Below are 26,192 nucleotides of genomic sequence, written 5' to 3' on the forward strand. Positions count from 1 at the left end.
GATCATTGGGCTAGACCTTGAAGCGCCCCACCAGCATCTGCAGATGCGTCCCCAGACGTGCCAGCTCAACGCTGGACGCCGCAGTTTCTTCACTCGCCGCCGACGTCTGATCCGAGACATCCCGAACATTCAGCACGCTACGGTTGATCTCTTCAGCCACCGCGCTCTGCTGCTCGGCCGCTGCCGCAATCTGTTGGTTCATCGCTTGAATCGCCGAAACCGTGCGGGTGATGCTTTCCAGTGAACCGCCCGCGCGACGGGTCAACTCAACGCTGCTGTCGGTGAGGGTGCGGCTGTTGTCCATGATCGTCGCCACTTGCTGGGTGCCGTTCTGCAGGCCGACGATCAGCTCTTCGATCTCTTCGGTGGACTTCTGCGTACGTTGCGCGAGGCTGCGCACTTCATCGGCCACCACAGCGAAACCACGCCCGGCTTCACCGGCACGCGCTGCCTCGATGGCCGCGTTGAGGGCCAGCAGGTTGGTTTGCTGGGCCACGGATTTGATCACGTCGAGGACGCTGCCGATCTTGTCGCTTTCGCGCTTGAGTTCGCCCATGGCTTCGGTGGAATGACCGACTTCAACCGCCAGACGCTCGATCTGCGCGATGGCTTCGCCGACGACCTTGTCGCCTTCGCGGGCTTGCTGGTCGGCAGCTACGGCAGCTTCAGACGCTTCCTCGGCGTTGCGCGCGACTTCCTGCACGGTGGCGGCCATTTCGTTCATGGCGGTGGCGACCTGATCGGTCTCGATTTTCTGATTATTGACCCCGGCACTGGTCTGCTCGGTCACGGCCGAGAGTTCTTCGGCAGCGCTGGCGATCTGGGTGACACCATCGCTGATGCCGCCCACCAGTTCGCGCAGACCCTGGGTCATGCTCTGCATCGAGCGTTGCAGTTGGCCCAGTTCATCGCGGCGCAGGGACACCAGATTGTGGGTGAGGTCACCGGCAGCGACGCGCTCGGCGACTTTCAGGGTCTGGTTCAGCGGGATGATGATTTGCCGGGTGATCGCCCAGGCGGCCAGCAAGCCGAACGCTACGGCCAGCGCGGTGGCGATCAGCAGCAGGTTCTTGGCGCGTGCAGCGTCGGTGTCGCGAACCACGGTCTGCGATTCGGTCAGTTTCTTGCTGACGGCGATCAAAATGTCGCCCTGAGCAGACATGTTGGCCAGTGCTGCGGCGTTTTTTACTTGAGAATCACGGAATTGAGCCACGGCTGCACGGTAAGCCTTAAGCGAGTCGGTGGCTTGCTGCAGGTTGGCGATATGCTGATCTGGGACGCGGGACGGCAGGCTTTCGAGGTTTTTCAGGGCATTGTCGATCGCGGTCAGGGCTGGTTGCTCGGCATCGGCCTTGCCGCTGTAGGTGTAACCGCGCACCTGATATCGCGCTTGCTGCAGCAGTTTGCTCAGTTCGATCACCGCGTTGTATTGCGCGACGCTGTCGCCTTGCAGCAGTGCGCTCTCGACCTCGCCGACCTTGGACACGGCATTGTCGGCATTGGCGCCTAGTTTGCTGCGTGCGTCTTCACGCTGCACGGTGGCCTGTGTCATTTCGCCGAAGGCACGCTTGTATTCGGCCACGGCAGCCAATTGTTGATCGACCATCGCCACATCGGACGGCTGCTCGATCATGCCGCGTGCCGATTGCAGACCGCTTTCGAGTTTGCTCAGGAATTCGTTGACCGTGCCCGGTCCCTGCTCGCCGCGACGCATGTCGTAGTCCATGCGCGCCAAGCGCAGGTCCTTGGTCAGCTCGTTGAGGCTGGAGATAAAGCCGAGTTTGTCACCACGGCTGATGATGCCGCTCATGCCGGTCCAGCCGGTGAAGGTGATCAACAGTGTCAGCAACAGCACCAGGCCGAAACCGATGCCCAGCTTGCGTTTGACGCTGACGTTTCCAAGACTCTCGGCTAACCAACGGTACATGCGACCACTCCCTTCGGACCACTAATTGGACTTATGGAGAAGGTATCGGCCGAATGATGGCAATCTGTAACACCATTTATCTGGTGCGAAGAATCAGAAGAGCCGGGCGAGCAGGGCGGTGACGGCGGTTTCGACGCGCAGAATTCGATCACCCAATTGCACTGGATGCAGGCCGGACTTGGCCAGCAGATCGATTTCGTAGGGAATCCAGCCGCCTTCAGGGCCGATGGCCAGGGTCACGGGTTCGTTGAGGGCGCGTGGGCACGGCGGATAGTTACCGGGATGGCCGACCAGACCGAGAGTGCCTTCGGTAATCGCCGGCAGTCGGTCTTCAACGAAAGGCTTGAAGCGCTTTTCGATGATGATTTCCGGCAACACGGTATCGCGGGCCTGTTCGAGGCCGAGGATCAAGTTTTCGCGAATCGCCTCAGGCTCAAGAAACGGTGTCTGCCAGAAGCTTTTTTCGACCCGATAGCTGTTGACCAGAATCACCTTGGACACGCCCATGGTCGCCACGGTCTGAAACACTCGGCGGAGCATTTTCGGCCGCGGCAGCGCCAGCACGAGAGTCAGCGGCAGTTTGGCCGGTGGCGGCTGATCGAGAGTGACGCGCAGCTCAGCTTCGCCTGCTTCCAGTCGCAGCAACTCAGCCGAACCCATCAGCCCGTTGATGCGCCCGACGCGCAGGCTGTCACCGACTTCCGAACGGTGAACTTCCTGCATGTGCGTCAGGCGTCGATCACGCAGCACCACGCGGTCGGCCGCGATAAAGTCGGCCTCTTCGAGCAACAGCAGGTTCATGCCTGGGTCGCTGGCGGCTGGTCGTTATGGTCGTCGGCCGGGTTCTCGTCCGGACGTTCGCGCTTGCTGATCAAACCACCGAACAGGATGCCGATTTCAAACAGCATCCACATCGGCACGGCCAGCAGGGTCTGCGAGAAGATGTCCGGTGGCGTCAGGATCATGCCGACCACGAAGCAGCCGATGATCACGTACGGGCGGATCTTCTTCAGGTAGGCGACGTCAACGACGCCGATCCACACCAGCAGCACCACGGCAACCGGGATTTCGAACGCCACGCCGAAGGCAAAGAACAGCGTCATGACGAAATCGAGGTAACTGGCAATGTCGGTCATCATTTCCACGCCGGCCGGGGTGGCCGCGGCGAAGAATTTGAAGATCAGCGGGAACACGAAGTAATAGGCGAACGCCATGCCGGTGTAGAACAGCAGGATGCTCGACACCAGCAGCGGCACCGCGATGCGTTTCTCATGCTTGTACAGGCCCGGCGCGATAAAGCCCCAGATCTGATGCAGGATCACCGGGATCGCGAGGAACAGCGAAACCATCATGGTCAGCTTCAGCGGCGTCAGGAACGGCGACGACACATCAGTAGCGATCATCGTCGCGCCGACCGGCAGGTACTGGCGCAGCGGCGTCGAGACGAAGGTGTAGATCTGCTGGGTGAAGGCGAACAGCCCGGCGAAGATGATGAAGATCGCCGCCACACAACGCAGCAGGCGGGTGCGCAACTCGGTGAGGTGCGAAACCAGCGGCATGTGCTGGTCGTTTTCGGGGAGATCGCTCATGGGGCTCGCGGCGGCAAAGTGGTGTCGTGAGGCGCGGGTGTGATCGGCGCGGCGGTTGGAGATACATGTTCAACCGAAGTTTCTGCAGTAGCAGGCACGGTTTCTGTCGGCGCTACAACGGCAGCAGGTGCAGGTGTCGGAGCCGGCGCATGAATCGTCTGCTGACCCACATGCTCAACCGGCGTCGGCTCTTGCTGAACCGGGCTGAAAATCTTCCGCGCCTCTTGCTCCAGCGACAGAATGTGCTCGTTGTGCAGTTGCCGACGGATCTCGTCGGCACCGATTTCACGTTCAACTTCCTGTTTGATCGCGTTGAAGCTGCGCTTCAGCCGACCGACCCACAGGCCAGCAGTGCGCGCAGCGCCCGGCAGACGCTCGGGGCCCAGCACCAGCAGGGCCACGAGGCCGACGAGCAGCAGTTCAGAGAAGCTGATACCAAACATTAGTCAGTGCTCACACGTCTTTGCGGATCGGCTCTTCGACTTTCTGCGCCTGCACGTCGATGGTGTGCGGCGGGTTGGCCTGAGCGGTGGCTTGCGGCTGCACCGGTGGCACTGGCTGTGCAGGCGTCACGGTAGGATCAGCGGCCGGTTTTTCGTCGTCGTTCATGGCTTTGCGAAAGCCCTTGATCGACTCGCCAACGTCGGTGCCGAGGTTTTTCAGTTTCTTGGTGCCGAACACCAGCACCACGACAACCAGAATGACGATCCAGTGTTTCCAGTCAAAAATGCCCATGTTGCTGTTCCTCTCTAAAAATTGTTCAGGCGGACGGACGCGAGGCTTTCTCGACGTGTCCGGACAGGCCGAAGCGACGGTCCAGTTCATCCAGCACGGCCTGCGGATGCTGCCCCAGTTGGGCGAGCATGACCATGCTGTGGAACCACAGGTCGGCGGTCTCGTAGATCACGTCGCTGCAGTCGCCGCTGATGGCGGCGTCCTTGGCGGCAATAATGGTTTCGACCGACTCTTCGCCGACTTTCTCCAGAATCTTGTTCAAACCCTTGTGATACAGACTGGCCACATAGGAGCTGTCGGCGGCTGCGCCTTTGCGCTCTTCAAGTACCTGAGCGAGGCGGGTCAGGGTGTCACTCATGTTTGTGTCCTGCGGAATAGATTGCGTGCGGATCTTTGAGGACCGGGTCGACTGTCTTCCAGTCGCCGTTTTCGAAGACACGGTAAAAGCAGCTTTGACGGCCGGTATGGCAAGCGATGTCGCCGATCTGTTCAACCATCAGGATGATCACATCGGCGTCACAGTCCAGACGCATCTCATGCAGCGTCTGCACATGGCCGGACTCTTCGCCCTTGCGCCACAGCTTGCCACGGGAACGTGACCAGTAGATTGCACGGTTTTCCGCAGCGGTCAGTTCGAGCGCCTCGCGGTTCATCCAGGCCATCATCAGCACGCGTCCGGTCTTGTGATCCTGGGCAATCGCCGGCACCAGGCCATCAGCGTCCCACTTGATCTCGTCCAGCCAGTTTTTCATCTTCAATTCCCGAAACGCAGCTACAAGCTTTGAGCTTCAAGCTGCAAGTAAAAGCAGATTGCGGTGTTCCAGTATCGTCAGGCTTGCAGCTCGCAGCTTATAACTTGCAGCTGATTCGTGCTATCGGCGAACGACCAGATACAAGCCGACTGCCACCATGATTCCCGCCGGCCAATGCCCCAATTCGTGCAGCGGGCCACCGATGGCGAGGATTACCCCGCCGGCCAGATGCGCGCAACCGAGCAGGCGCAGGAACCAGTCGTCCTTGCGTTTATGCCATGGCGGCGGTGGGTCGTAGGCGTGCGGCTGGGACATGCGTTCGAGCAGATCGCGAGCCATGTTGGCCAAATGCGGCAGCTGTTCGAACTGGCTCTGCACGTTGCCGAGCAAGGCTTTCGGGCTGACGCGCTCGCGCATCCAGCGCTCCAGAAACGGCTGCGCGGTGTTCCACAGATCCAGATCCGGATACAACTGGCGGCCGAGGCCTTCGATGTTCAGCAAGGTCTTTTGCAACAGAACGAGTTGCGGCTGCACTTCCATGTTGAAGCGTCGTGCGGTCTGGAACAGACGCATCAGCACCTGGCCAAATGAAATATCTTTTAACGGTTTTTCGAAGATCGGTTCGCACACGGTGCGGATCGCCGCTTCGAATTCGTTGAGCTTGGTTTCTGCCGGCACCCAGCCCGAATCGATGTGCAATTGCGCCACACGACGGTAGTCACGCTTGAAGAAGGCGAACAGGTTGCGCGCCAGATAGTCCTGGTCTTCCGGGGTCAGGCTGCCGACGATGCCGCAGTCGATCGCGATGTACTGCGGGCTCCACGGATTGACGGTGCTGACGAAGATGTTGCCCGGGTGCATGTCGGCGTGAAAGAAGCTGTCGCGGAACACTTGGGTGAAGAAGATCTCCACACCGCGTTCGGCGAGCATTTTCATGTCGGTGCGCTGATCGGCGAGGGTCGCCAGATCGGTGACCTGAATGCCGTAGATGCGTTCCATCACCAGCACTTTCGGCCGGCACCAGTCCCAGTAGACCTGCGGCACGTAGAGCAGCGGCGAACCTTCGAAGTTGCGCTTCAACTGGCTGGCGTTGGCCGCTTCGCGCAGCAGATCCAATTCGTCGTAGATGGTTTTTTCGTAGTCCTGGACCACGTCGACCGGGTGCAGCAAACGCGCGTCGGCCGAGAGTTTTTCAGCGGCGCGGGCGAGGATGAACAGCCACGCCAGATCCTGCGCGATGATCGGCTTCAGACCCGGACGGATCACTTTGACCACGACTTCTTCGCCGGTTTTCAGCTGCGCGGCATGTACCTGCGCCACCGATGCCGAAGCCAGCGGTTCGACGTCGAAACGGCTGAACACGTCGCTGATTTTTTTGCCCAGCTGTTCTTCGATCAGCTTGATCGACAGCTGCGAATCGAACGGCGGCACGCGGTCCTGCAACAGCATCAGCTCATCGGCGATGTCTTCCGGCAGCAGGTCGCGGCGGGTCGAGAGAATCTGTCCGAATTTGATGAAAATCGGCCCGAGATCCTGCAGCGCCAGGCGCAGACGCGCCCCCCGGCTAAGGTCCAGCGGCTTGCGCGGGAACCAGCGCCACGGCAGCACATAGCGCAGCGCCAGGAGAAACCAGGGCAGCGGCAGATCGAACAGCAGGTCATCTAGGCGGTAGCGGATCACGACAGACTGGATGCGCAGCAGACGGCGGACGGCGAGCAGCTTCATGCGTTATCGCTTGGGTCGAGGGATCGGGAAAGGCGCTCGAAACGCGCCTCGAGACGTTCCAGATCAAGTTTGATCCGGTCCAGTTCGCTGAACCGCGCTTCGGCTTCGCGCTGCCCGACGAGGGTGCGCGATTCTTCGGCGAGGTATTCGGCGAGGTTCTGGTTGAGGCTGGCAAATCCTTGTTGATACCAGCGTGCGCGGCTGCGCAGGTGGCCACCGACCAGTTGCGTGGCCACCGGGCCGAGCCAGCGCGAGAGTTCGTACTCCCAGTCCAGCTCAAGATCCTGCAGCACACCGGCCAGCTCCAGCAGCACGCCGCTGTCGCCATCGAGTTCGACTTCCGGGGCGTGCAACACCGCGGTCTTGTCTTTGCTCACGGCCAGTTTGATCAGGCTCGAGGCCGGCGCACGCAGGGTGCAGTCGACAGCGGTTTCCCAGTGCGAGGCCAGCATCAAACCTTCGTCGCTCGGCAAGATGAACAGTTGCAGCGCCGGGCTGCGGCAGTCGACGGCAATCACCTTGCCGGTCAAATGCGCCAGCCGCGGCAGCGCCGTGCTGTCGAGACGCAGCACCCGGTTGAGGCCGAGTTCAACGCTGGCGAGCAGCCCGGTGAGCAACATCAGGGCTTGATGCCACGGTGCAGGGCGACGATGCCTGCGGTCATGTTGTGATAGGTCACGCGGTCGAAACCGGCGTCGACCATCATCGACTTCAGGGTTTCCTGATTCGGGTGCATGCGGATCGATTCGGCCAGATAGCGATAGCTTTCCGAGTCGTTGGTGATCAGCTTGCCCATCAGCGGCATGAAGGCGAACGAGTAAGCGTCGTAGGCTTTCGACATCAGCGCGTTGGTTGGCTTGGAGAATTCCAGCACCAGCAAACGACCGCCGGGCTTGAGCACGCGCAGCATCGAACGCAGGGCATCTTCCTTGTGCGTCACGTTGCGCAGGCCGAAGGCGATGGTCACGCAGTCGAAGTGGTTGTCCGGGAACGGCAGTTTTTCCGCGTCCGCCTGAACGAATTCGACGTTGCCGGCGACGCCCAGATCGAGCAGACGATCACGGCCGACCTTGAGCATCGATTCGTTGATGTCGGCCAGCACCACCTGACCGGTCGGGCCGACCAGGTGCGAGAATTTTTTGGTCAGGTCACCGGTACCGCCGGCGATGTCGAGCACGCGGTTACCGCTGCGCACACCCGAGAGTTCGATCGCGAAACGCTTCCACAGACGGTGCATGCCGCCCGACAGAAGGTCATTCATCAGGTCGTACTTGGCGGCTACCGAGTGGAAAACCTCAGCGACTTTTTCCGCTTTCTGGCTTTCCGGAACGTTTTTGAAGCCGAAGTGAGTGGTGGGTTCGGCATCGCTGCCTTTGCGCTGATCAGTCATATCGCTGTCACCAAAAGAGAATGCGCGACATTCTAATCCCCAAGCCATGCTTTGTCTTGGAATGGCTAAAGGTAAGATGGGCAACCTTCGGGACGATTTGCCGCAGCGGCGGTCAAGATTTACCGACACATCTTTTTCGCCCCATTCAAAAAGCAGGAGTCAATCAATGGCCAAAATCACTGTTGAGCGTGCCCACAATCTGGGCAAGGAAGCCGCCCGCGAGAAGGCCGACAAGCTGGCGCAGAAACTCTCCGAGCAATACGGACTGGAGCCGCAATGGTCGGGTGACACCTTGAACCTCAAGCGCTCGGGCGTGAAAGGCGCGGTGCATGTGGCGGACGATTCGATCAAGGTCGACGTGGAACTGGGCATCATGATGTCGGCCATGAGCGGCATGATCAAAGCCGAGATCGAGAAGGCCCTCGATAAAGCCCTGGTCTGAAACACGATCCCCTGTAGGAGCGAGCCTGCTCGCGATAGCGGTCTGTCAGTCGACATCATTTTTGACTGATACACCGCTATCGCGAGCAGGCTCACTCCTACATTTGTTTAGTGGTGCCCCCTCTGTTTATGTCAGTTGTTAGGGTGCCGTTTCTAATTTTTCTGCCTACTTTGTGCCTGAGCCCGACACTTTCGCGGGCAGTTCCTCAAACCTTCTGCGCGTGAGGTGCACCATGGCCAAAGTAATTTTGAAGAAAAAAATCGACGCTTCGACTTCTGCTCTGAGCGACGTCAAATCCTATGCCCGCAAGATCTGGCTGGCAGGCCTGGGTGCCTACGCCAAGGTCGGCCAAGAGGGTAGCGAGTACTTTCAAGAGCTGATCAAGGCTGGTCAAACTGTTGAAAAGAAAGGCAAAAAAGCCGTCACCGAAAAACTCGAAGCGGCCAACGCCGAGATCGATGAAGCCAAGAGCGAAGTGAGTTCTTTCAAAGGTCGTGTCGAAGTTCAACTCGACAAGGTCGAGAAGGCGTTCGACTCCCGCGTAGCAAGCGCCTTGAATCGTATCGGCATTCCGTCTAAACATGACGTTGAGACACTCTCTGCTAAGCTCGATGAGCTGACGGCATTGCTCGAACGCGTCGCGCGTAAATCTTAAGGAGAACGGGATGGCTGGTAAAAAGAACACCGATAAAGAAGGCAGCTCGTGGATCGGGAAAGTCGAAGACTACTCCCGCAAGATCTGGCTGGCTGGTTTAGGCGTGTACTCGAAGATCGACACTGACGGCAGCAAGCTCTTCGATACATTGGTCAAAGACGGCGAGAAAGCCGAGAAGCTCACCAAGTCCGCAGTCGGCAAAAAAGTCGATGCCGCCAAGGACTCCGCTTCTTCGGCCAAGTCGCGCATCAGCGGCGTGAAAGATCGCGCACTGGGCAAGTGGGACGAGCTGGAAGGGGCTTTCGACAAGCGCCTGAACAGCGCGATTTCGCGCCTGGGTGTACCGAGCCGCAATGAGGTCAAGGCACTTAACAGCAAGGTCGACACACTGACCAAACAGATCGAAAAACTCACCGGTCTGAAGGCTCAACCTGTGGCGGCGAAAACCGCTGCGGCAAAACCGGCGGCGAAAACCGCAGCGGCCAAACCAGCGGCAAAATCCGCTGCCAAGCCATTGGCTAAAGCTGCCGCTAAACCCGCAGCAAAAGCAGCGGCCAAGCCTGCAGCGAAAACCGCTGCCGCCAAGCCAGCAGCCAAAGCAGCCGCCAAACCGGTTGCCGCCAAAGCCGCAGCCAAACCGGCAGCAAAACCTGCGGCCAAAACTGCAGCGAAACCAGCCGCCAAGCCAGCCGCGAAAACCGCTGCCGCCAAACCGGCTGCCAAGCCAGCAGCCAAACCGGCTGCGGCGAAAAAACCGGCAGTGAAAAAACCGGCCGCGCCGAAAGCCGCAGCGCCGAAGCCAGCAGCACCTGCTGCAGCCAAGCCGGCCACCCCGGCAGCTCCGGTGAGCGCGTCGAACTCCGCCGCGGCACCGACTCCGGTGGCTACCCCGACTGCTGCATCGACCCCGTCGACGCCAACCAGTCAGTCCTGATTCTTCAGGGCAAAACAAAACGCCCGGCCTGTGAAGGTCGGGCGTTTTTGTATCTGAATTCCAACAGCCCCTCACCCTAGCCCTCTCCCAGAGGGAGAGGGGACCGACCGAGGTGTCTCACGCTATACGCCGACCTGAAAGACCTTATCGATTATGGATTCGGTAACGCACTGTCAGGTCGGCGTACTTCTACAGCATCCCCCAATCAGTCCCCTCTCCCTCCGGGAGAGGGTTAGGGTGAGGGGCTTTTGATTTCAGTCGTGATCTTCAAGGTATTGCAGGGCCATCCGCTCCGTGGCGACCTTCACCGGCGGCAACAAATGCGGCGCCACCAGCATCATGATCTGATAAACCACCAGCCTCACTTCCCCCTCACGATCCAGAATCCGCTGATAATCCAGCGAAAACAGCAACGTCATGGTGATCTGCTCCACCAACTGCCCCAACGCCTGCGTATCACTGACCAACTGCCCCGAAGCCTTCAACCGTGCCAACAACGACGCCAGCGTGCGCTTCAACGCATTGAGCAGATGTCGAATCCCCTTGGCCAGCTTCGGCAAGCGCCCGGCGAGGTTCGACAGGTCCTGAAACAGAAAGCGGTACTGCGCCAGCCGCTCGACGATCAAATGCAGAAACAGCCAGTAATCTTCCGGCGCCAACTCCACATCCGATGGTGGATCAAGCAGCGGCGCCAGTTCATTCTGGAAGCGGTCGAACAACCCGAGAATCAGCGGTTCCTTGCCGTGAAAGTGGTAGTAGAGGTTGCCCGGGCTGATCCCCATTTCGTTGGCCACCTCCATGGTGGAGACGTTCGGCTCGCCCTTTTCGTTGAACAATTGCAGAGCACATTCGAGAATCCGGTCGCGGGTTTTCATCCAGTCTTCTTAGAAAAGTTCGGTTAAGCGTCAGCGCACACGCACGTAAGTACCGGGCGCGGCCTCCATCGGTGGATAGTTCGGATTGCCGAGGGTGAACGAGGTTTCGTGCTGGGCGCCGGAGCGTTGCTGAATCCACTCCAGCCACTGCGGCCACCAACTGCCATCGACGTGCTTGCCGTCGTAATACCAGGCGCGCGGGTCGCTGCTCATCTTGCCGTTTTCGACGTACGCGGCTTTCGGGTTGCTCGGCGGGTTGAGAATGCTCTGCACGTGGCCGCTGTTGGACAGCACGAAACGCCGGTCACCGCCAAGCAGCAGGGTCGAGCGATACACCGCATCCCACGGCGTGATGTGGTCGTTCATACCGGCGACACTGAAACTGTCGACGGTGACTTTTTGCAGGTCGATCGGCGTGCCGCACACTTCCAGTCCACCCGGATGGGTCAGTGGGTTGTGCTTGAAGAAGTCCAGCAGGTCACCATGAAACGCTGCGGGCAGACGCGTGTTGTCGTTGTTCCAGTAGAGAATGTCGAAGGCTGGCGGTTCTTTGCCCAACAGGTAGTTGTTGACGAAGTAGCTCCAGATCAAATCGTTGGGGCGCATCCAGGCGAAGATCCTGGCCATGTCGCGACCGTCGAGCACGCCTTTCTGATAGGAACGGCGCTTGGCGGCTTCAAGGGTCTGTTCATCGGCGAATAGCGTGGCCGGGGTTTCGATCTGGCTGTCGAGCAGGCTCACCAGATAGGTCGCGCTGGAGACGCGGCGCAGTTGCCGTTTGGCCTGCAAATGGCCTTGCAGGGCGGCAATGGTCAGGCCGCCGGCGCAGGCGCCCATCAGGTTGACCTCGCGGGCGCCGGTGATCGCCCGGCAGATGTTCATCGCTTCTTCCACCGCTTCCACGTAGGTCGACAGGCCCCATTCGCGATGGCGCACATCCGGGTTGCGCCAACTGATCATGAAGGTCTGCAGACCGTTTTTCAGCGCGTACTGGACGAAACTGTTGTGCGGGCTCAGGTCGAAAATGTAGTACTTGTTGATTTGCGGCGGCACCACCAGCAGCGGCTTGGCGTACTGCTTTTCGCTCATCGGCTTGTACTGGATCAGCTCAAGCAGATCGTTGCGGAACACCACCGAGCCGGTGGTGGTGGCGACGGTCTTGCCGACCTCGAAAGCCTGTTTGGTCACCTGGCGCGGCAGGCCGTCGTTGTGCAGCAAATCATCGAACAAATGGCTGAGGCCGCGCACCAGACTGTGCCCACCGGAGTTGAACAGCTCCTTGACCGCCAGCGGGTTGAGCAGGGTGTTGGACGGCGCCACGGCGTCGTTGAGCAGGGTGAAGGCGAAGTGCGCGCGGGCGCGATCGTCATCGCTCATGCTGCTTTCGTCGATCCAGCTTTTGACCTGCTTCTGCCAGGCCAGATAAGCCTGTAGGCTGCGCCGGTAAAACGGGTTCAGGCTCCACGCCGGATCAGCGAAACGGCTGTCGTTCGGATTGGTCGGGTGCAGGGTTTCGCCGAGCAGCACGCGGCCCAATTGACCGCCGAGTTTCAACGCGTGCTTCGCACTGTGAATCGGATTGCGCAGGCCATGGGCGGCGACGCTGCGCAAGGTCGAGATCAGGTCCCGGCCACGCAGGCCGGTGATCGCACTTTGTGCGTTGATGAACACGGCGGGGCTGGGCACTCCGCCCGTCGCTGGTTTGTCGCGCATGACTCAACACTCCTTCGTCTTCAGGCCAAAAACAAACTCACCGAACCAGAACACCATAGACGCTGTTGCGGGTTGCTGCCTGCGCGGCGTCCTGCCGCGCACTCTTTGCCAAAGGCCTGCATAAAGCCTGCCGCCGGGGTTAACCGCCGAGCGGTGTCGGATGCGGGTGCATCACCGCGCGCTGACGTTCCTCCTGGAGGAATTTCATGATGATCGGCGCCACCGCTTCGGCGCGGGTAATCAGGAACAGATGACCGTCGTCGATGATGTGCAGTTGGGCGTTGGGAATGCGCCAGGCGAGCATGCGCATGTTGATCAGAGGGATCAGCGGATCGTCATCGCCGGCCAGCACCAGCGTCGGCTGATGGATCTTGTGCAGCCAATGAATACTCGTCCAGCCAAGGCCAGCGAAAAGTTGCCAGTAATAGCCCAGCTTGCCCGCCGAACGGACTTTAGCCGCGTGGCTGGCGGCCAGGGTCGGATCGCGGCGGAACGAGCCGCCGTAGATCAGCGGGGCGATGCGGATCACGTGGGAAGGCTGAATGTAGCGCCGCGGACTGGCCATCATCCACAGCACTTTCGGTTTGCCCGGCACCATCACGGCACCGGCCGCGGTCGCCGCCAGCACCAGTTTCTTGCAGCGCTCGGGGTAGTCGTAGGCGAACTGCTGCGCGAGTGCGCCACCCCACGACACGCCGATGACGTTGACCTGGCCGTAGTCGAGGTAATCGAGCATCCGTGACGTCAGCTTGGCCAGCCCGGGAAAGCGATACGGACGGTTCGGCGTCGAGGAACCGCCAACACCGGGCACGTCGAAGGCGATCACTTCCAGATCCGGGTCCAGCGCCGCGACAAACGGAAACACCAGCTCCAGGTTGGCGCCGATGCCGTTGAAAATCAGCAAGGGCGTCAAGTGAGGCTTGCCGGGGCGTACCGCCGTGCGGAGGGTCTGGCCATCCAGATCGACGGTACGGAATATGAACGGTTGCGGCATGCTTCAGGCCCTGTGGATTTCAAGTACACCCCGCCCCCTGTGGGAGCGAGCCTGCTCGCGAAGGCGTCGTGTCAGCCAACATCGATGTTGATTGAATGAGCGCTTCGCGAGCAGGCTCGCTCCCACAATGACAAGGTGGGTGTCAGTTACCGCTCGTGAACGTAAGTGCCCGGCGAAGCTTCTCCGGCCGGATACGCCTTGTTGCCCAGTTTCACCGGGGCCTTTTTCAGGTTGCCCGAGCGCTCGGCCTGCCACGTCTGCCAGTACAGCCACCAGGAGTCGGTGTGCTTGGTCGAGTTCTCTTGCCATTCATCGGCATTGGCAGCCACTTCTTCGCTGGTCATGTAACGCGATTTCGGGTTGCCCGGCGGGTTCAGAATGCTCTGGATATGCCCGCTGCTCGACAACACGAATTCCACCTTGCCACCGAACAACTGCGCCGACTTGTAGCAGGACTTCCACGGGGTGATGTGGTCGTTGGTGCCGGCCAGCGAGAAGATGTCGGCCGTGACCTGCTTGAGGTCGATCGGCGTGCCGCACACTTCCAGTGCATTCGGGCGGATCAGTGGGTTGTTTTTGAACATCTCGATCAGGTCGCCGTGGAACGCGGCGGGCAACCGGGTGGTGTCGTTGTTCCAGAAGAGGATGTCGAACACCGGCGGCTCGTTGCCGAGCAGGTAGTTGTTGACCCAGTAGTTCCAGATCAGGTCGTTCGGGCGCATCCACGCGAAGACCTTGGCCATGTCTTTGCCTTCGAGCACGCCGGCCTGATACGAATGGCGCTTGGCGGTCTCCAGGGTCTGCTCGTCGACGAACAGGGCGACGTCGCTGTCCAGGGTGGTGTCGAGCACGCTGACCAGCAGCGTGAGGGCATTGACCTTCTTCTCTCCGATCGCCGCGTAGTGGCCGAGCAGGGCGGTGCAGGTGATGCCACCGGAGCAGGCGCCGAGCATGTTCACGTCTTTGCTGCCGGTGATCGCGGTGACCACGTCGACGGCTTCTTTCAGCGCATCGATGTAAGTCGACAGGCCCCACTCGCGCTGGGCCTTGGTCGGGTTGCGCCAGCTGACGATGAATGTCTGCACGTTATTGCGCAGGCAGAAGCGCGCCAGACTCTTGTCCGGGCTCAAATCGAATACATAGAACTTGTTGATCTGCGGCGGCACCACCAGCAAGGGACGCTCGTGGACCTGCTCGGTGATCGGCTTGTACTGGATCAATTCCAGCACGTCGTTGCGAAACACCACCGCGCCTTCGGTCACGCCGAGGCTCTTGCCGACCTCGAACGCGCCCATGTTGACCTGGCTCGGCATGCCGCCGTTGTGCACCAGATCCTTGGCCAGATGCGAGAGACCATCGAGCAGGCTCTTGCCGCCGGTTTCGAAGAAGCGTTTCACGGCGGCCGGGTTGGCGGCAGTGTTGGTCGGGGCCATGGCTTCGGTCATCAGGTTGATGACGAAGTGGCCGCGCGCGATGTCTTTGGGTGACAGGCTGCTGTCGTCGATCCAGGCATGGAGTTCCTTGCGCCACGCCAGATAAGTTTGCAGATAACGTTTGTAGAGCGGGTTCTGGCTCCACGCAGGATCAGCGAAGCGACGGTCATCGCCAGCCGGTTGCAGTTCGGATTTGCCAAACAGCACGTTCTTCAGTTCGAGGCCGAAATGAGTGACGTGCCTGACGCTATGGATCGGTTGTTTGATGGCCTGTTTCAGCACCATACGAGCAGAGGCCAGCAGATCCTTTCCGCGTAGCCCAACGACGGGATTAAGCCCCAGGGTGTTTTCCGAGGCTTGGTACTTCAGGTCATCGTTATTCTTGTTACTCATCTACGACGCTCCATTGTCCTGAGACGAGTACCCGGTTTTCTGCTGTGCAGTTCCACAGCCAATGCCAGGTACTACTGCTCGGGTGACCGTTAATTCTGCATAGCTGCTTTACAGTCGTAGAGCACTGCAGGGAACTTGCCAGCTCCATTGGTTACCCGAGTTTAATTTTTTTCGCAAGCGGGCCGATCCTCGGCCACACAGCAGAGCATTCAAACAGATGAATTTAGAAAATGCCCTCTAATGAGCGCAAGGCACGGGCTAGAGCATCAGCTTGACGACTGACTCGTTCGGATCGCGGGTCTTGCCCGCCGCTTTGAGCTCGGCCAGATAATCGGCCCAGAGTGCGTCATGACGTCGCCCCAGCTCGTAGAGATAATCCCAGGTGAACAAGCCGCTGTCGTGACCGTCGTCGAAGGTCAGTTTCAGTGCGTAGTGACCGGCCGGTTCCAGCTTGCTCAGACCGACGTTGAGCTTGCCGAATTGCAGGATCGGTTTGCCGTGGCCCTGGACCTCGGCGGAGGGGGAGTGCACGCGCAGGTATTCGGCGGGCAGGGTGTATTCCTCGCCGGACGCGTAGGTGAGCGTCAGGGTTTTCGAGGCTTTGTGCAGTTTGATGTCGGTGGGGATCATGAGCAGGTATCCGTCTGGTGCGGAACCTTGTGGGAGCGAGCCTGCTCGCGAAAGCGGTGGTTCAGCCAACACAAAGGTTGAATGTACCGCCGTCTTCGCGAGCAGGCTCGCTCCCACAGTTCCATTACATCTGTAAGAGTGGCTTACAGGATATAACGGGACAGGTCTTCGTTCTGCGCCAATTCGCCGAGGTGGCTGTTGACGTATTCGGCGTCGATCAGAATCGGCTTCTCATCGTGCGTGCTGGCCAGATCGCCGGCGCTGAACGACACCTCTTCCAGCAGACGCTCAAGCAGCGTGTGCAGACGACGGGCACCGATGTTCTCGGTCTTCTCGTTGACCTGCCAGGCGATCTCCGCCAGACGCTTGATGCCTTCGGGCTGGAACTGGATGTTCAGGCCTTCGGTTTTCAGCAGCGCACAATATTGCTCGGTGAGCGAAGCGTGCGGTTCGCTGAGGATGCGTTCGAAGTCTTCCGGGCTCAGCGCCTTGAGTTCAACGCGGATCGGCAGACGGCCTTGCAGCTCAGGCACCAGATCGCTCGGCTTGCTCAGGTGGAACGCGCCGGAAGCGATGAACAGGATGTGGTCGGTCTTGACCATGCCCAGTTTGGTGTTGACGGTGCAGCCTTCGATCAGCGGCAGCAGGTCGCGCTGTACGCCTTCACGGGAGACATCGGCGCCGCCGACGTTGCCACGCTTGGCGACTTTGTCGATCTCGTCGATGAACACGATACCGTGCTGCTCAACCGCTTCCAGCGCTTTGGCCTTCAGCTCTTCTTCATTGACCAGACGCCCGGCTTCTTCGTCGCGCACCAGCTTCAGCGCTTCTTTGACCTTGAGCTTGCGCGCCTTCTTCTTGCCTTTGCCCATGTTGGCAAACAGCGACTGCAACTGGTTGGTCATCTCTTCCATGCCGGGCGGCGTGGCGATTTCGATGCCGGCGACTTCGGCGACTTCGATTTCGATTTCCTTGTCGTCCAGCTGACCTTCGCGCAGGCGCTTGCGGAACAGCTGACGAGTGTTGGAATCGCTGCTTGGCGCTTCTTCATTGCTGAAGCCCATGCGGGCCGGCGGCAGCAGTGCGTCGAGGATACGATCCTCGGCGGCGTCTTCGGCGCGATGGCGCACGCGGGTCATTTCCTGCTCGCGGAGCATCTTGATCGCGGCGTCGGCCAGATCACGGATGATCGACTCGACGTCACGGCCAACGTAGCCGACTTCGGTGAACTTGGTCGCTTCGACCTTGATGAACGGCGCGTTGGCCAGTTTCGCCAGACGACGGGCGATCTCGGTTTTACCGACACCGGTCGGGCCGATCATCAGAATGTTTTTCGGGGTCACTTCAACGCGCAGCTCTTCAGGCAGCTGCATGCGGCGCCAGCGGTTGCGCAGGGCAATCGCGACGGCGCGCTTGGCATCGTCCTGGCCGATGATGTGGCGGTTGAGTTCGTGGACGATTTCGCGGGGAGTCATGGACATAATAATTGACGGTCCTCAAGCAGAAACAAGCCGTGGCACAGGGCCGCGTCAGGCTTATTCAGCGAGATCCTGCTCCTCAATGGTCTGAGTGTGGTTGGTGAATACACAGATGTCGCCGGCGATGCCGAGAGCGGTTTCGACGATTTCGCGGGCCGACAGGTCGGTCTTTTTCAGCAGCGCGCTGGCGGCGGCTTGCGCATAGGCGCCACCGGAACCCATGGCAATCAGGCCATCTTCGGGTTCGACCACGTCACCGTTGCCGGTGATGATCAGCGAGGCGTCTTTGTTGGCCACCGCGAGCATGGCTTCGAGGCGGCTCAGGGAGCGGTCGGTGCGCCATTCTTTGGCGAGTTCGACAGCGGCGCGCACCAGGTGGCCCTGATGTTTCTCAAGCTGGCCTTCGAAACGTTCGAAGAGGGTAAAGGCGTCAGCGGTGGCACCGGCAAAACCGGCGATGACCTGGCCGTGGTACAGGCGACGGACTTTTTTCGCGTTGCCTTTCATCACGGTATTGCCGAGAGAAACCTGGCCGTCGCCGCCCATGACGACTTTGCCGTGACGGCGGACTGAAACGATGGTGGTCAAGGGAAGAGTCTCCACACAGCGGGGCGAAAGTGCCTTATGCCCATTCATATGGGGGTGCTGGAGAGGATTTCAACCGTAGCACAGGAGATGGGACGAGCGGTGTCTTGTATTTTGATCGTTCCCACGCTCTGCGTGGGAATGCAGCCCGGGACGCTCCGCGTCCCTTCACTGCTGGGACGCAGAGCGTCCCTTGAGGCGTTCCCACGCAGAGCGTGGGAACGATCGGCCGAGCGTCAGCGGCTCTGGCGTTGTTGTAACAACAGGTTGCTGAAGCCGGCGCCGGCCAGTTGTTTCTGTGCGGTGGTCAGCTGTTCACGGTTGCTGAACGGGCCGACCAATACGCGGTACCAGGTTTCATCCTTCACTGTGCCGGATTCAACCGCTACCGCCTGACCGAGCAGAATGATCTGCGCGCGGACCTTGTCGGCATCGGTTTCCTTGCGGAACGAACCCGCCTGCAAGAAGAACTTGGTGACCGGCGCCGCCTTGCTCACCGGTGGCGCTGGCGGTGGGGTAATCCCGGCCAGTGCTGCCTGAGCGCGCGCCGTGTCGATCTTCGCCGCTTCCGCCGGGGTCACCGGCGTGGTCGGGATGGCCGGCACTTGTGGCGTCGGCAACGTCTTCTCCGGCACGGCGTCCGGCGGCACGATCACTTCCGATTCCGGCAGCAGCGTGTAGAAGTCGTACTTCGGCTTCACCGGTTGCGTCGGGCTCGGCGGGGTCTTGTTGGCCTCGGCGATCTTCGACGCTTTCTGCTGTTGTGCCTGTTCGACCTTCTCGCGCTTGACCGTATCGCTGCCCTTGCCCGGCTCGAGCTTCATCAGAAATACGATGAACGCGCCGACCGTGAGGCCGATGGCCATCCACAGCCAGCCCGGAATCGGTTGCTTCGCAGGAGCTTGGTAACGGCTGGCGCCACGCTTGGGTGCAGGTTTTTTCTTGGCGGCCAACTTACATACGCTCCAGAGTTTCCAGACCCAACAGCTCCAGGCCTTGCTTGAGGGTGCGACCGGTCAGCGCGGCCAGGCGCAGACGGCTCTGCATCTGGGCCGGGGTTTCGGCAGCGAGGATCGGGCAGTTCTCGTAGAAGCTGGAGAACAGACCGGCAACGTCGTACAGGTAGGTGCAGAGAATGTGCGGCGTGCCTTTGTCGGACACGTTGTTCAGCACTTCGCCGAACTGCGCCAGTTTCGCCGCCAGCTCTAGTTCGTGTTCCGCCTCGAGCACGATTTGGCCATCGACTTCGCTGAAGTCCTTGCCCAATTTGCGGAACACACCGGCCACACGGGTGTAGGCGAATAGCAGGTACGGCGCGCTGTTGCCTTCGAAATTCAGCATCAGGTCGAAGTTGAAGCTGTAGTCGCTGGTGCGGTGCTTCGACAGGTCGGCGTACTTCACCGCGCCGATGCCGACGACTTTGGCGATGTTGCGCAGCTCGTCTTCGGCCAGCTCCGGGTTTTTCTCTTTCACCAGGCTGTAGGCGCGTTCCTGCGCTTCGGTCAGCAGGTCGATCAGCTTCACGGTGCCGCCGTCACGGGTCTTGAACGGACGGCCATCGGCGCCGTTCATGGTGCCGAAGCCCATGTGTTCCATCTCCATCGGATGGGTGACGAAACCGGCCTTGCGCGCCACGGCGAACACTTGCTGGAAGTGCAGAGCCTGACGCTGATCGACAAAGTACAACGCGCGATCGGCTTTCAGCTTGCCGCTGCGGTAGCGCACGGCGGCCAGGTCGGTGGTGGCGTACAGGTAACCGCCGTCAGCCTTGACGATGATCACCGGCAGCGGGTCGCCGTCGGCGTTCTTGAACTCGTCGAGGAACACGCACTGCGCGCCGTTGCTTTCGACCAGCATGCCGGCAGCTTTCAGATCGTTGACCACGTTGATCAGGTCGTCGTTGTAGGCGCTTTCGCCCATCACGTCGGCCATGGTCAGTTTGACGTTGAGCAGTTCGTAGATCTTCTGGCAGTGCGACAGCGAGATGTCCTTGAACTTGGTCCACAGCGCCAGGCACTCGGCATCGCCCGCCTGCAGCTTGACCACCAGACCACGGGCGCGGTCAGCAAACTCTGCGGATTCGTCGAAGCGCTGCTTGGCGGCGCGGTAGAAGTTTTCCAGGTCGGACAGCTCGTCGCTGGTGATCGGGTTTTCCTGCAGGTACGCCATCAGCATGCCGAACTGGGTGCCCCAGTCGCCAACATGGTTCTGACGGATCACTTCGTCGCCGAGGAATTCCAGTACGCGGGCCACGCCGTCGCCAATGATGGTCGAGCGCAAGTGGCCAACGTGCATCTCTTTGGCCAGGTTCGGCGCCGACAGGTCGACCACGGTGCGCTGCGCCGGGCCAGCCTTGCGTACGCCGACGTGGGCATCAGCCAAGGCAGCGTCGAGACGCGAGGCCAGCGCCTGGGTGTTCTGGAAGAAGTTGATGAAGCCTGGGCCAGCGATTTCGGCCTTGGTGACGTTTTCGTCAGCCGGCAGTGCGGCGATGATTTTTTCCGCCAGATCGCGCGGTTTCATGCCCGCAGGCTTGGCCAGCATCATCGCGATGTTGCTGGCGAAGTCGCCGTGGGTCTTGTCGCGGGCGTTCTCCACCTGAATCGCCGGCGTCAGGCCTTCAGGCAACACACCTTCGTTGACGAGTTGGGTGAGGGCTTGTTGGATCAGCTGGCGAATGGTGTCTTTCATGGTCTTCTCTTTCGACCGCAAGCGCGGCGGGCGCATCGATGCGCGGGTGGAAAAACTGGGCATTATCCGTTGCGAAGACGGGCTTGCCAACCTTAGCAGGCAGCTTATGGATATGTGGTGACATTCAGATCAAAAGATCGCAGCCTTCGGCAGCTCCTACACGGGGATACGCATTTTCCTGTAGTAGCTGCCGAAGGCTGCGATCTTTTGATCTTCAATACAAATCGACGGGATCGACATCCAGCGACCAGCGCACCGCCCGCCCGCTCGGCATCTGCTCCAGCACCAGCAACCAGCTCGCCAGTAACCGGTGCAACGGTGCCCGCGCCGTTGCCTGCAACAAAAGTTGCGCGCGATAGCGTCCGGCGCGGCGTTCCATAGGTGCCGGCACTGGCCCGAGCAGTTCAATCCCGCTCAGATTCTGTTCTGCCAACAAGCGCTCGGCCTCGCTGCACGCCTCATCGAGAAAGCCTTCCGCCTGTCCCGGCTTGTGCGCTTCGGCACGCAACAACGCCAGGTGCGCAAACGGCGGTAACCCGGCAGCCCGGCGCTCGCTCAAGGCCTGCTCGGCAAAGGCGAAATAACCCTGCTCGGTGAGTTGCACCAATAAAGGATGGTCGGCGAGGTGCGTCTGAATGATCACCTTGCCCGGCTCTTCTGCTCGCCCGGCACGCCCGGCCACCTGCACGATCAACTGCGCCATGCGCTCGCTGGCGCGGAAGTCACCGGAGAACAAACCGCCGTCAGCATCGAGGATCGACACCAGGGTCACCCGTGGAAAGTGATGCCCCTTGGCCAACATCTGCGTGCCGACCAGAATGCACGGCTGACCTTTCTGAATTGTCGCGAACAACTGATTCATCGCGTCTTTGCGTGACGTGCTGTCGCGGTCGACCCGTAGCACCGGGTAATCAGGGAACAGAATCGCCAGTCGCTCTTCGGCGCGTTCGGTGCCCGCGCCCACGGGGCGCAAATCAACCTTGTTGCACTTCGGACACTGGCGCGGTGTGCGCTCGACGTAGCCACAGTGATGGCAACGCAGTTCGCCGTAGCGCTGGTGCACAGTCATCCGCGCATCGCAGCGCGAACACTCGGACATCCAGCCGCAGTCGTGGCAGAGCAACGTCGGTGCGAAACCGCGACGGTTGAGGAACACCAGCACCTGTTGGCCATTGGCGAGGGTCTGGCCGATGGCTTGTTGCATCGGCCCGGAAATACCGCTGTCCAGTGGACGGCTTTTTACGTCCAGACGCAGGAAACGTGGTTGCTTGGCACCGCCGGCACGCTCATTCAGGCGTAGGAGGCCATAACGACCGGTGTAGGCGTTGTGCAGGCTTTCCAGCGATGGCGTCGCGGAGCCCAGCACAATCGGGATGTTTTCCTGCCGTGCACGCACCAGTGCCAGATCGCGGGCGTGGTAGCGCAAACCTTCCTGCTGTTTATAGGAGCCGTCGTGCTCTTCATCGATGATGATCAGTCCGGGGTTTTTCATCGGCGTGAACAGCGCCGAGCGGGTACCGATAATGATGTCGGCCTCGCCATCGCGCGCTGCGAGCCAGGCATCGAGGCGCTCGCGGTCATTGACCGCCGAGTGCAGCAGGGCGATGCGCGCATTGAAACGCTGCTCGAAGCGCGCCAGGGTCTGCGGGCCGAGATTGATTTCCGGGATCAGCACCAGCGCCTGTTTGCCCGCTTCGAGGGTTTCGCGGATCAGCTGTAAATAGACTTCGGTCTTGCCGCTGCCGGTGACGCCGGCCAGCAGGAACGCATGATAACTGTCGAACCCGGCGCGGATCGCCTCGTATGCGGCGCGCTGTTCGGTGTTGAGCGGTAATTCCGGTTGCGCCAGCCAGTGCTCATGGCGCGCGCCGGGTGCGTGGCGGCGGATTTCCACTTGCACCAGACCTTTGGCCAGCAGCAGATCGAGACTGTCTTTGCTCAACATCAGTTTGCTCAGCAACTGATGGGCGACGCCGTGCGGATGCTGAGCCAGAGTTGCCAGTGCCTCACGCTGGCGCGGTGCGCGGGCGATGCGCGGGTCATCAAGGCTGGCGCCGGGGACGGCTGACCAGAAGCGCTCTTGCCGAGCCTCGGCCAGTTCGCCCTGGCGCAACAGCACCGGCAACGCCCAGCTCAAGGTGTCGCCGAGGCTGTGCTGATAATACTGCGACGTCCACAGGCACAGCTTGAACAGCGCCGGTGGCAGCGGCGGCGTGGTATCGAGCAGGGCCAGCGCCGGTTTGAGTTTCTCCACCGGCACTTCGCTGGTGTCCGTGACCTCGACCAGAATGCCAATCATCTCGCGCCGGCCGAACGGCACCCGCAGGCGCATGCCCGGCTGCAATTGCTCGCGCAGCACACCGGCCGGCGCCCGATAGTCGAACAGGCGGCGCAAGGGTGAAGGCAAGGCGAGGCGCAGAATGGCGTCGGGCACGCGGGGGGATCTCTATCAACAGGCGGGAGGGCTAGGCACATAACCTTGTAGGAGTGAGCCTGCTCGCGATAGCGGTCTGTCATTCAACATTTATGTCGTCTGAAATACCGCTATCGCGAGCAGGCTCACTCCTACAAGGGAATCGCGTATTGGGCCGGGAGCCTAGCAGACGGTCGGTCTCGGTGACAGCTTGCGTGTTTGAAAAGGTCTGGTAGAATCCGCGGCCTAATTACGTGCGGTATTCAACAATAGTGTTGGGTGGCGGCACGCTAGCTGAGGAAGACACCATGAAAGCTGATATTCACCCGAATTACCCAGTCATCGCTGTTACCTGCAGCTGTGGCAACAAGTTCGAAACTCGTTCGACTTTCGGCAAAGCTCTGCCAATCGACGTTTGCAACGAATGCCACCCGTTCTACACCGGTAAGCAGAAGACTCTGGACACTGGCGGCCGCGTTCAGCGCTTCGCAGACCGTTTCGGTGCTTTCGGCAAGAAACCTGCTGCTGCAGAGTAAGGTTGAAGAGCCCGGTGGGCTTTTCCTCGTTGCTGAAAAAGGCGTCCCTCGCGGGCGCCTTTTTTGTGTCTGCGATTTGGCTATCCGGCGCGCAGGCCTTCTGCCCGGCGCCTGCGGGACTGGCCAGCGTCACGGTGCAGCGCGTGGTCGATGGCGACACGCTGCGCTTGAGCGACGGTCGCAGCGTACGCATGATCGGCCTCAACACGCCTGAGCTGGGCAAGCAGGGCCGTGGCGATGAACCCTTCGCCGTGGCGGCGCGAAAACGCCTGCAAGCGCTGATCGATGCCAGCGGCGGACGTGTCGGTTTGCGCCCCGGCAAGCAAGCCAAAGACCATTACGGGCGTACGCTCGCGCATATTTACAGCGCCAGCGGCGCCAATCTCGAAGCACAAATGCTCGCCGATGGCCTCGGTTTCCAGGTCGCGGTGGCGCCGAATGTCGATCTTGTTGTCTGTCAGCAAGCCGCCGAACGCAGCGCGCGAAACACCGGGCTGGGCCTTTGGCGGCAGTCGCCTGTACTGAAAGCGGAGCAGATCCAGCGCTCGGGTTTCGCCGTGATCAGTGGGCGTGTGAGCAAGGTTCAGCGCAATCGCGGTGGAATCTGGATCGAGTTGCAGGACTCGCTTGTATTGCGCGTTGCACCCAATCTGGTCGGACAATTCGACAATGCTCGTTTGCAGGCCCTGAAAGGCAAGCAGGTCGAGGCTCGCGGCTGGATCGTTGATCGTTCCCGGCGCGGTGGATTGCAATCCGGTCAGTCACGCTGGCTACTTCCGTTGACGGATCCTTCGATGTTGCAAACACCGCGCTGAAGAAAAATTGTAGACATTTTTTCTGTCGATTGTGAACAGTCCAGCCCTTGTGCGCCGTGGCTCTTGGCCCAAAGTCGTAGGGCAGGGCGCTTGACAGGGGTGACCGCTCAGTCTTGTGGGGACTTTGCGAGGCGCGTATCCTCGCTGACCAGTCTGTCCAACAGTAAAAAGCGGAATGCCAAAATGTCTGATCTGAAAACTGCCGCTCTCGAATATCATGCCAATCCTCGTCCAGGGAAGCTGAGTGTCGAGCTCACCAAGGCCACTGCTACCGCTCGCGACTTGTCGCTGGCCTACAGCCCCGGCGTAGCTGAACCAGTGCGTGAGATCGCTCGCGATCCTGAACTGGCCTACAAATACACCGGCAAGGGCAACCTGGTTGCAGTCATTTCCGATGGCACCGCGATTCTCGGTCTGGGCAACCTCGGCCCATTGGCTTCCAAGCCAGTGATGGAAGGTAAAGGCGTACTGTTCAAGCGCTTCGCCGGCATCGACGTTTTCGACATCGAAGTCGACTCCGAAAGCCCGCAAGCCTTCATCGACACCGTAAAACGCATCTCCATCACCTTCGGTGGTATCAACCTGGAAGACATCAAGGCACCAGAGTGCTTTGAGATCGAGCGCGCTCTGATCGAGCAGTGCGACATTCCAGTATTCCACGATGACCAGCACGGCACCGCGATCGTGACCGCTGCGGGCATGATCAACGCCCTCGAAATCGCTGGCAAAACCCTGCCAGAAGCGAAAATCGTCTGCCTGGGCGCCGGCGCTGCTGCCATCTCCTGCATGAAATTGCTGGTGAGCATGGGCGCACGCATCGAAAACATCTTCATGGTTGACCGTACCGGCGTGATCCACTCCGGCCGTGACGACCTGAACCAGTACAAAGCGGTATTCGCACACGCTACCGACAAGCGCAGCCTGGCTGACGCACTCGCGGGCGCTGACGTGTTCGTCGGTCTGTCCGGCCCGAACCTGCTGAGCGCTGAAGGCCTGCTGTCGATGGCGGCCAACCCGATCGTGTTCGCCTGCTCGAACCCGGACCCGGAAATCTCCCCGGAACTGGCGCACGCCACCCGTAGCGACGTGATCATGGCCACCGGCCGTTCGGACTACCCGAACCAGGTCAACAACGTACTGGGCTTCCCGTTCATCTTCCGTGGTGCCCTGGACGTTCGCGCCAAGCGCATCAACGAAGAAATGAAAGTGGCTGCGGCCAACGCCCTGCGTGAACTGGCCAAGCTGCCGGTTCCTCAGGACGTGTGCGATGCCTACGGTGGCGCGCCGCTGGAATTCGGTCGTGAGTACATCATTCCGAAGCCAATGGACAAACGCCTGATCACCCTGATCTCCGACGCTGTGGCCAAAGCCGCAATCGAGACCGGTGTGGCGACCCTGCCGTATCCGAAGAACTACCCGCTGAAAAGCGTGGATGACGTGTTCAACGGCTAAGTCGTTGTAGCACTTCAAACAGAAGCCCCGGCTCG

General features: G+C 60.4%; 27 protein-coding genes and 1 pseudogene. 7 read left to right on the plus strand and 21 right to left on the minus strand.

Translation table 11 applies throughout. The annotated features are described in order from the left end of the window. Positions 1 to 10: 10 nt before the first annotated feature. The 11 genes and pseudogenes from AB4N44_RS19315 to ubiE form a co-directional block, all read right to left on the minus strand. Positions 11 to 883 carry a methyl-accepting chemotaxis protein gene (locus AB4N44_RS19315; RefSeq protein ID WP_371857741.1) on the minus strand — a complete coding sequence of 291 codons (873 nt, stop codon included), beginning with the start codon at positions 881 to 883 and terminating at the stop codon, positions 11 to 13. 30 nt (positions 884 to 913) lie between these two features. Next, positions 914 to 1,927 (minus strand): annotated as a pseudogene (locus AB4N44_RS19320) (methyl-accepting chemotaxis protein); the annotation flags it as partial. A 93-nt stretch (positions 1,928 to 2,020) separates the two neighbouring features. After that, positions 2,021 to 2,728, minus strand: coding sequence for a 16S rRNA (uracil(1498)-N(3))-methyltransferase (locus AB4N44_RS19325; RefSeq protein ID WP_460107957.1), 708 nt, complete (start codon positions 2,726 to 2,728; stop codon positions 2,021 to 2,023). Continuing rightward, a complete protein-coding gene (gene tatC, locus AB4N44_RS19330; RefSeq protein WP_007909342.1) occupies positions 2,725 to 3,516 on the minus strand; it encodes a twin-arginine translocase subunit TatC in 792 nt (263 codons plus the stop codon). Before tatC ends, AB4N44_RS19325 begins: the two co-directional genes overlap by 4 nt. Then, the gene (gene tatB, locus AB4N44_RS19335) at positions 3,513 to 3,959 is read right to left on the minus strand and encodes a Sec-independent protein translocase protein TatB (RefSeq protein WP_150750154.1); all 447 of its coding nucleotides are present in this window, start codon (positions 3,957 to 3,959) and stop codon (positions 3,513 to 3,515) included. The genes tatC and tatB overlap by 4 nt, the downstream gene beginning before the upstream one ends. A gap of 10 nt (positions 3,960 to 3,969) precedes the next feature. Beyond that, positions 3,970 to 4,251 (minus strand): twin-arginine translocase TatA/TatE family subunit, encoded by a 282-nt coding sequence (locus AB4N44_RS19340; RefSeq protein WP_003220847.1) that lies wholly within the window; start codon positions 4,249 to 4,251, stop codon positions 3,970 to 3,972. Positions 4,252 to 4,276: 25 nt separating this feature from the next. Next, the gene (locus AB4N44_RS19345; protein ID WP_003220849.1) at positions 4,277 to 4,609 is read right to left on the minus strand and encodes a phosphoribosyl-ATP diphosphatase; all 333 of its coding nucleotides are present in this window, start codon (positions 4,607 to 4,609) and stop codon (positions 4,277 to 4,279) included. Beyond that, complete coding sequence (gene hisI / locus AB4N44_RS19350) at positions 4,602 to 5,003, minus strand: phosphoribosyl-AMP cyclohydrolase (protein ID WP_007909357.1); 402 nt, start codon at positions 5,001 to 5,003, stop codon at positions 4,602 to 4,604. Before hisI ends, AB4N44_RS19345 begins: the two co-directional genes overlap by 8 nt. Before the next feature lie 120 nt (positions 5,004 to 5,123). Beyond that, a complete protein-coding gene (gene ubiB / locus AB4N44_RS19355; RefSeq protein ID WP_038360035.1) occupies positions 5,124 to 6,728 on the minus strand; it encodes a ubiquinone biosynthesis regulatory protein kinase UbiB in 1,605 nt (534 codons plus the stop codon). Further along, positions 6,725 to 7,348: a ubiquinone biosynthesis accessory factor UbiJ gene (locus tag AB4N44_RS19360; RefSeq protein WP_034152973.1), complete on the minus strand. Its 624-nt coding sequence runs from the start codon at positions 7,346 to 7,348 to the stop codon at positions 6,725 to 6,727. Before AB4N44_RS19360 ends, ubiB begins: the two co-directional genes overlap by 4 nt. Further along, complete coding sequence (gene ubiE, locus AB4N44_RS19365; protein WP_008080626.1) at positions 7,348 to 8,118, minus strand: bifunctional demethylmenaquinone methyltransferase/2-methoxy-6-polyprenyl-1,4-benzoquinol methylase UbiE; 771 nt, start codon at positions 8,116 to 8,118, stop codon at positions 7,348 to 7,350. Before ubiE ends, AB4N44_RS19360 begins: the two co-directional genes overlap by 1 nt. A 166-nt stretch (positions 8,119 to 8,284) precedes the next feature. Between ubiE and AB4N44_RS19370 the strand changes: the two genes are divergently transcribed. The 3 genes from AB4N44_RS19370 (at position 8,285) to AB4N44_RS19380 (ending at position 10,149) form a co-directional block, all read left to right on the plus strand. Continuing rightward, positions 8,285 to 8,560: a polyhydroxyalkanoic acid system family protein gene (locus tag AB4N44_RS19370; protein ID WP_077570393.1), complete on the plus strand. Its 276-nt coding sequence runs from the start codon at positions 8,285 to 8,287 to the stop codon at positions 8,558 to 8,560. Positions 8,561 to 8,792: 232 nt separating this feature from the next. Beyond that, entirely contained in the window at positions 8,793 to 9,215 is a 423-nt protein-coding gene (locus tag AB4N44_RS19375; RefSeq protein WP_025110281.1) for a phasin family protein, read from the plus strand. A gap of 10 nt (positions 9,216 to 9,225) precedes the next feature. Next, the gene (locus AB4N44_RS19380) at positions 9,226 to 10,149 is read left to right on the plus strand and encodes a phasin family protein (RefSeq protein WP_095120733.1); all 924 of its coding nucleotides are present in this window, start codon (positions 9,226 to 9,228) and stop codon (positions 10,147 to 10,149) included. 254 nt (positions 10,150 to 10,403) lie between these two features. On the opposite strand, the gene AB4N44_RS19385 is transcribed toward AB4N44_RS19380, so the two are convergent. From AB4N44_RS19385 to argS, 9 genes are all read right to left on the minus strand, one after another. Further along, on the minus strand, positions 10,404 to 11,024 hold the full coding sequence (locus tag AB4N44_RS19385; RefSeq protein WP_137218580.1) for a TetR/AcrR family transcriptional regulator: 621 nt from the start codon (positions 11,022 to 11,024) through the stop codon (positions 10,404 to 10,406). Between the two features lie 30 nt (positions 11,025 to 11,054). Beyond that, entirely contained in the window at positions 11,055 to 12,737 is a 1,683-nt protein-coding gene (gene phaC / locus AB4N44_RS19390; protein WP_455806396.1) for a class II poly(R)-hydroxyalkanoic acid synthase, read from the minus strand. Between the two features lie 139 nt (positions 12,738 to 12,876). Continuing rightward, complete coding sequence (gene phaZ, locus AB4N44_RS19395; protein ID WP_034152967.1) at positions 12,877 to 13,731, minus strand: poly(3-hydroxyalkanoate) depolymerase; 855 nt, start codon at positions 13,729 to 13,731, stop codon at positions 12,877 to 12,879. 146 nt (positions 13,732 to 13,877) lie between these two features. Beyond that, on the minus strand, positions 13,878 to 15,557 hold the full coding sequence (gene phaC / locus AB4N44_RS19400) for a class II poly(R)-hydroxyalkanoic acid synthase (RefSeq protein ID WP_150750149.1): 1,680 nt from the start codon (positions 15,555 to 15,557) through the stop codon (positions 13,878 to 13,880). Positions 15,558 to 15,815: 258 nt separating this feature from the next. Continuing rightward, positions 15,816 to 16,187, minus strand: coding sequence for a gamma-butyrobetaine hydroxylase family protein (locus AB4N44_RS19405; RefSeq protein WP_174245039.1), 372 nt, complete (start codon positions 16,185 to 16,187; stop codon positions 15,816 to 15,818). 143 nt (positions 16,188 to 16,330) lie between these two features. Further along, positions 16,331 to 17,668 (minus strand): ATP-dependent protease ATPase subunit HslU, encoded by a 1,338-nt coding sequence (gene hslU / locus AB4N44_RS19410; protein WP_064117085.1) that lies wholly within the window; start codon positions 17,666 to 17,668, stop codon positions 16,331 to 16,333. Positions 17,669 to 17,722: 54 nt separating this feature from the next. Further along, complete coding sequence (hslV, locus tag AB4N44_RS19415; RefSeq protein ID WP_003186641.1) at positions 17,723 to 18,253, minus strand: ATP-dependent protease subunit HslV; 531 nt, start codon at positions 18,251 to 18,253, stop codon at positions 17,723 to 17,725. A gap of 233 nt (positions 18,254 to 18,486) precedes the next feature. Beyond that, entirely contained in the window at positions 18,487 to 19,203 is a 717-nt protein-coding gene (locus tag AB4N44_RS19420) for an SPOR domain-containing protein (protein WP_007909385.1), read from the minus strand. A 1-nt stretch (position 19,204) separates the two neighbouring features. Then, the gene (gene argS, locus AB4N44_RS19425; RefSeq protein ID WP_316917493.1) at positions 19,205 to 20,941 is read right to left on the minus strand and encodes an arginine--tRNA ligase; all 1,737 of its coding nucleotides are present in this window, start codon (positions 20,939 to 20,941) and stop codon (positions 19,205 to 19,207) included. Here argS and AB4N44_RS19430 point away from each other — a divergent pair. Then, a complete protein-coding gene (locus tag AB4N44_RS19430; RefSeq protein ID WP_256579857.1) occupies positions 20,940 to 21,062 on the plus strand; it encodes a hypothetical protein in 123 nt (40 codons plus the stop codon). The two genes, argS and AB4N44_RS19430, sit on opposite strands and share 2 nt — an antisense overlap. 93 nt (positions 21,063 to 21,155) lie before the next feature. Here the strand turns inward: AB4N44_RS19430 and AB4N44_RS19435 are convergent, their stop codons facing one another. Next, the gene (locus AB4N44_RS19435) at positions 21,156 to 23,375 is read right to left on the minus strand and encodes a primosomal protein N' (RefSeq protein WP_316917494.1); all 2,220 of its coding nucleotides are present in this window, start codon (positions 23,373 to 23,375) and stop codon (positions 21,156 to 21,158) included. A gap of 287 nt (positions 23,376 to 23,662) precedes the next feature. Between AB4N44_RS19435 and rpmE the strand changes: the two genes are divergently transcribed. The 3 genes from rpmE (at position 23,663) to AB4N44_RS19450 (ending at position 26,157) form a co-directional block, all read left to right on the plus strand. Beyond that, on the plus strand, positions 23,663 to 23,890 hold the full coding sequence (gene rpmE / locus AB4N44_RS19440; protein WP_016984589.1) for a 50S ribosomal protein L31: 228 nt from the start codon (positions 23,663 to 23,665) through the stop codon (positions 23,888 to 23,890). A 14-nt stretch (positions 23,891 to 23,904) separates the two neighbouring features. Next, a complete protein-coding gene (locus tag AB4N44_RS19445) occupies positions 23,905 to 24,705 on the plus strand; it encodes a thermonuclease family protein (RefSeq protein WP_460111694.1) in 801 nt (266 codons plus the stop codon). Between the two features lie 183 nt (positions 24,706 to 24,888). Beyond that, positions 24,889 to 26,157 carry a malic enzyme-like NAD(P)-binding protein gene (locus tag AB4N44_RS19450; RefSeq protein ID WP_064117089.1) on the plus strand — a complete coding sequence of 423 codons (1,269 nt, stop codon included), beginning with the start codon at positions 24,889 to 24,891 and terminating at the stop codon, positions 26,155 to 26,157. Positions 26,158 to 26,192: the final 35 nt, after the last annotated feature.

Source organism: Pseudomonas sp. S3_C06 (genome assembly GCF_054667675.1).

Bases quoted from the DNA above. Each gene is read 5' to 3' on its own strand.
- ubiE (WP_008080626.1), bottom strand. From the start codon at position 8,118: ATGACTGATCAGCGCAAAGGCAGCGATGCCGAACCCACCACTCACTTC.
- AB4N44_RS19385 (WP_137218580.1), bottom strand. From the start codon at position 11,024: ATGAAAACCCGCGACCGGATTCTCGAATGTGCTCTGCAATTGTTCAAC.
- rpmE (WP_016984589.1), top strand. From the start codon at position 23,663: ATGAAAGCTGATATTCACCCGAATTACCCAGTCATCGCTGTTACCTGC.
- ubiB (WP_038360035.1), bottom strand. From the start codon at position 6,728: ATGAAGCTGCTCGCCGTCCGCCGTCTGCTGCGCATCCAGTCTGTCGTG.
- AB4N44_RS19370 (WP_077570393.1), top strand. From the start codon at position 8,285: ATGGCCAAAATCACTGTTGAGCGTGCCCACAATCTGGGCAAGGAAGCC.
- tatB (WP_150750154.1), bottom strand. From the start codon at position 3,959: ATGTTTGGTATCAGCTTCTCTGAACTGCTGCTCGTCGGCCTCGTGGCC.
- AB4N44_RS19345 (WP_003220849.1), bottom strand. From the start codon at position 4,609: ATGAGTGACACCCTGACCCGCCTCGCTCAGGTACTTGAAGAGCGCAAA.
- argS (WP_316917493.1), bottom strand. From the start codon at position 20,941: ATGAAAGACACCATTCGCCAGCTGATCCAACAAGCCCTCACCCAACTC.
- phaZ (WP_034152967.1), bottom strand. From the start codon at position 13,731: ATGCCGCAACCGTTCATATTCCGTACCGTCGATCTGGATGGCCAGACC.
- hslU (WP_064117085.1), bottom strand. From the start codon at position 17,668: ATGTCCATGACTCCCCGCGAAATCGTCCACGAACTCAACCGCCACATC.
- phaC (WP_455806396.1), bottom strand. From the start codon at position 12,737: ATGCGCGACAAACCAGCGACGGGCGGAGTGCCCAGCCCCGCCGTGTTC.
- AB4N44_RS19450 (WP_064117089.1), top strand. From the start codon at position 24,889: ATGTCTGATCTGAAAACTGCCGCTCTCGAATATCATGCCAATCCTCGT.
- AB4N44_RS19375 (WP_025110281.1), top strand. From the start codon at position 8,793: ATGGCCAAAGTAATTTTGAAGAAAAAAATCGACGCTTCGACTTCTGCT.
- AB4N44_RS19360 (WP_034152973.1), bottom strand. From the start codon at position 7,348: ATGTTGCTCACCGGGCTGCTCGCCAGCGTTGAACTCGGCCTCAACCGG.
- AB4N44_RS19430 (WP_256579857.1), top strand. From the start codon at position 20,940: ATGGTCTTCTCTTTCGACCGCAAGCGCGGCGGGCGCATCGATGCGCGG.
- AB4N44_RS19315 (WP_371857741.1), bottom strand. From the start codon at position 883: ATGCAGAGCATGACCCAGGGTCTGCGCGAACTGGTGGGCGGCATCAGC.
- AB4N44_RS19405 (WP_174245039.1), bottom strand. From the start codon at position 16,187: ATGATCCCCACCGACATCAAACTGCACAAAGCCTCGAAAACCCTGACG.
- AB4N44_RS19325 (WP_460107957.1), bottom strand. From the start codon at position 2,728: ATGAACCTGCTGTTGCTCGAAGAGGCCGACTTTATCGCGGCCGACCGC.
- AB4N44_RS19340 (WP_003220847.1), bottom strand. From the start codon at position 4,251: ATGGGCATTTTTGACTGGAAACACTGGATCGTCATTCTGGTTGTCGTG.
- AB4N44_RS19380 (WP_095120733.1), top strand. From the start codon at position 9,226: ATGGCTGGTAAAAAGAACACCGATAAAGAAGGCAGCTCGTGGATCGGG.
- tatC (WP_007909342.1), bottom strand. From the start codon at position 3,516: ATGAGCGATCTCCCCGAAAACGACCAGCACATGCCGCTGGTTTCGCAC.
- phaC (WP_150750149.1), bottom strand. From the start codon at position 15,557: ATGAGTAACAAGAATAACGATGACCTGAAGTACCAAGCCTCGGAAAAC.
- hisI (WP_007909357.1), bottom strand. From the start codon at position 5,003: ATGAAAAACTGGCTGGACGAGATCAAGTGGGACGCTGATGGCCTGGTG.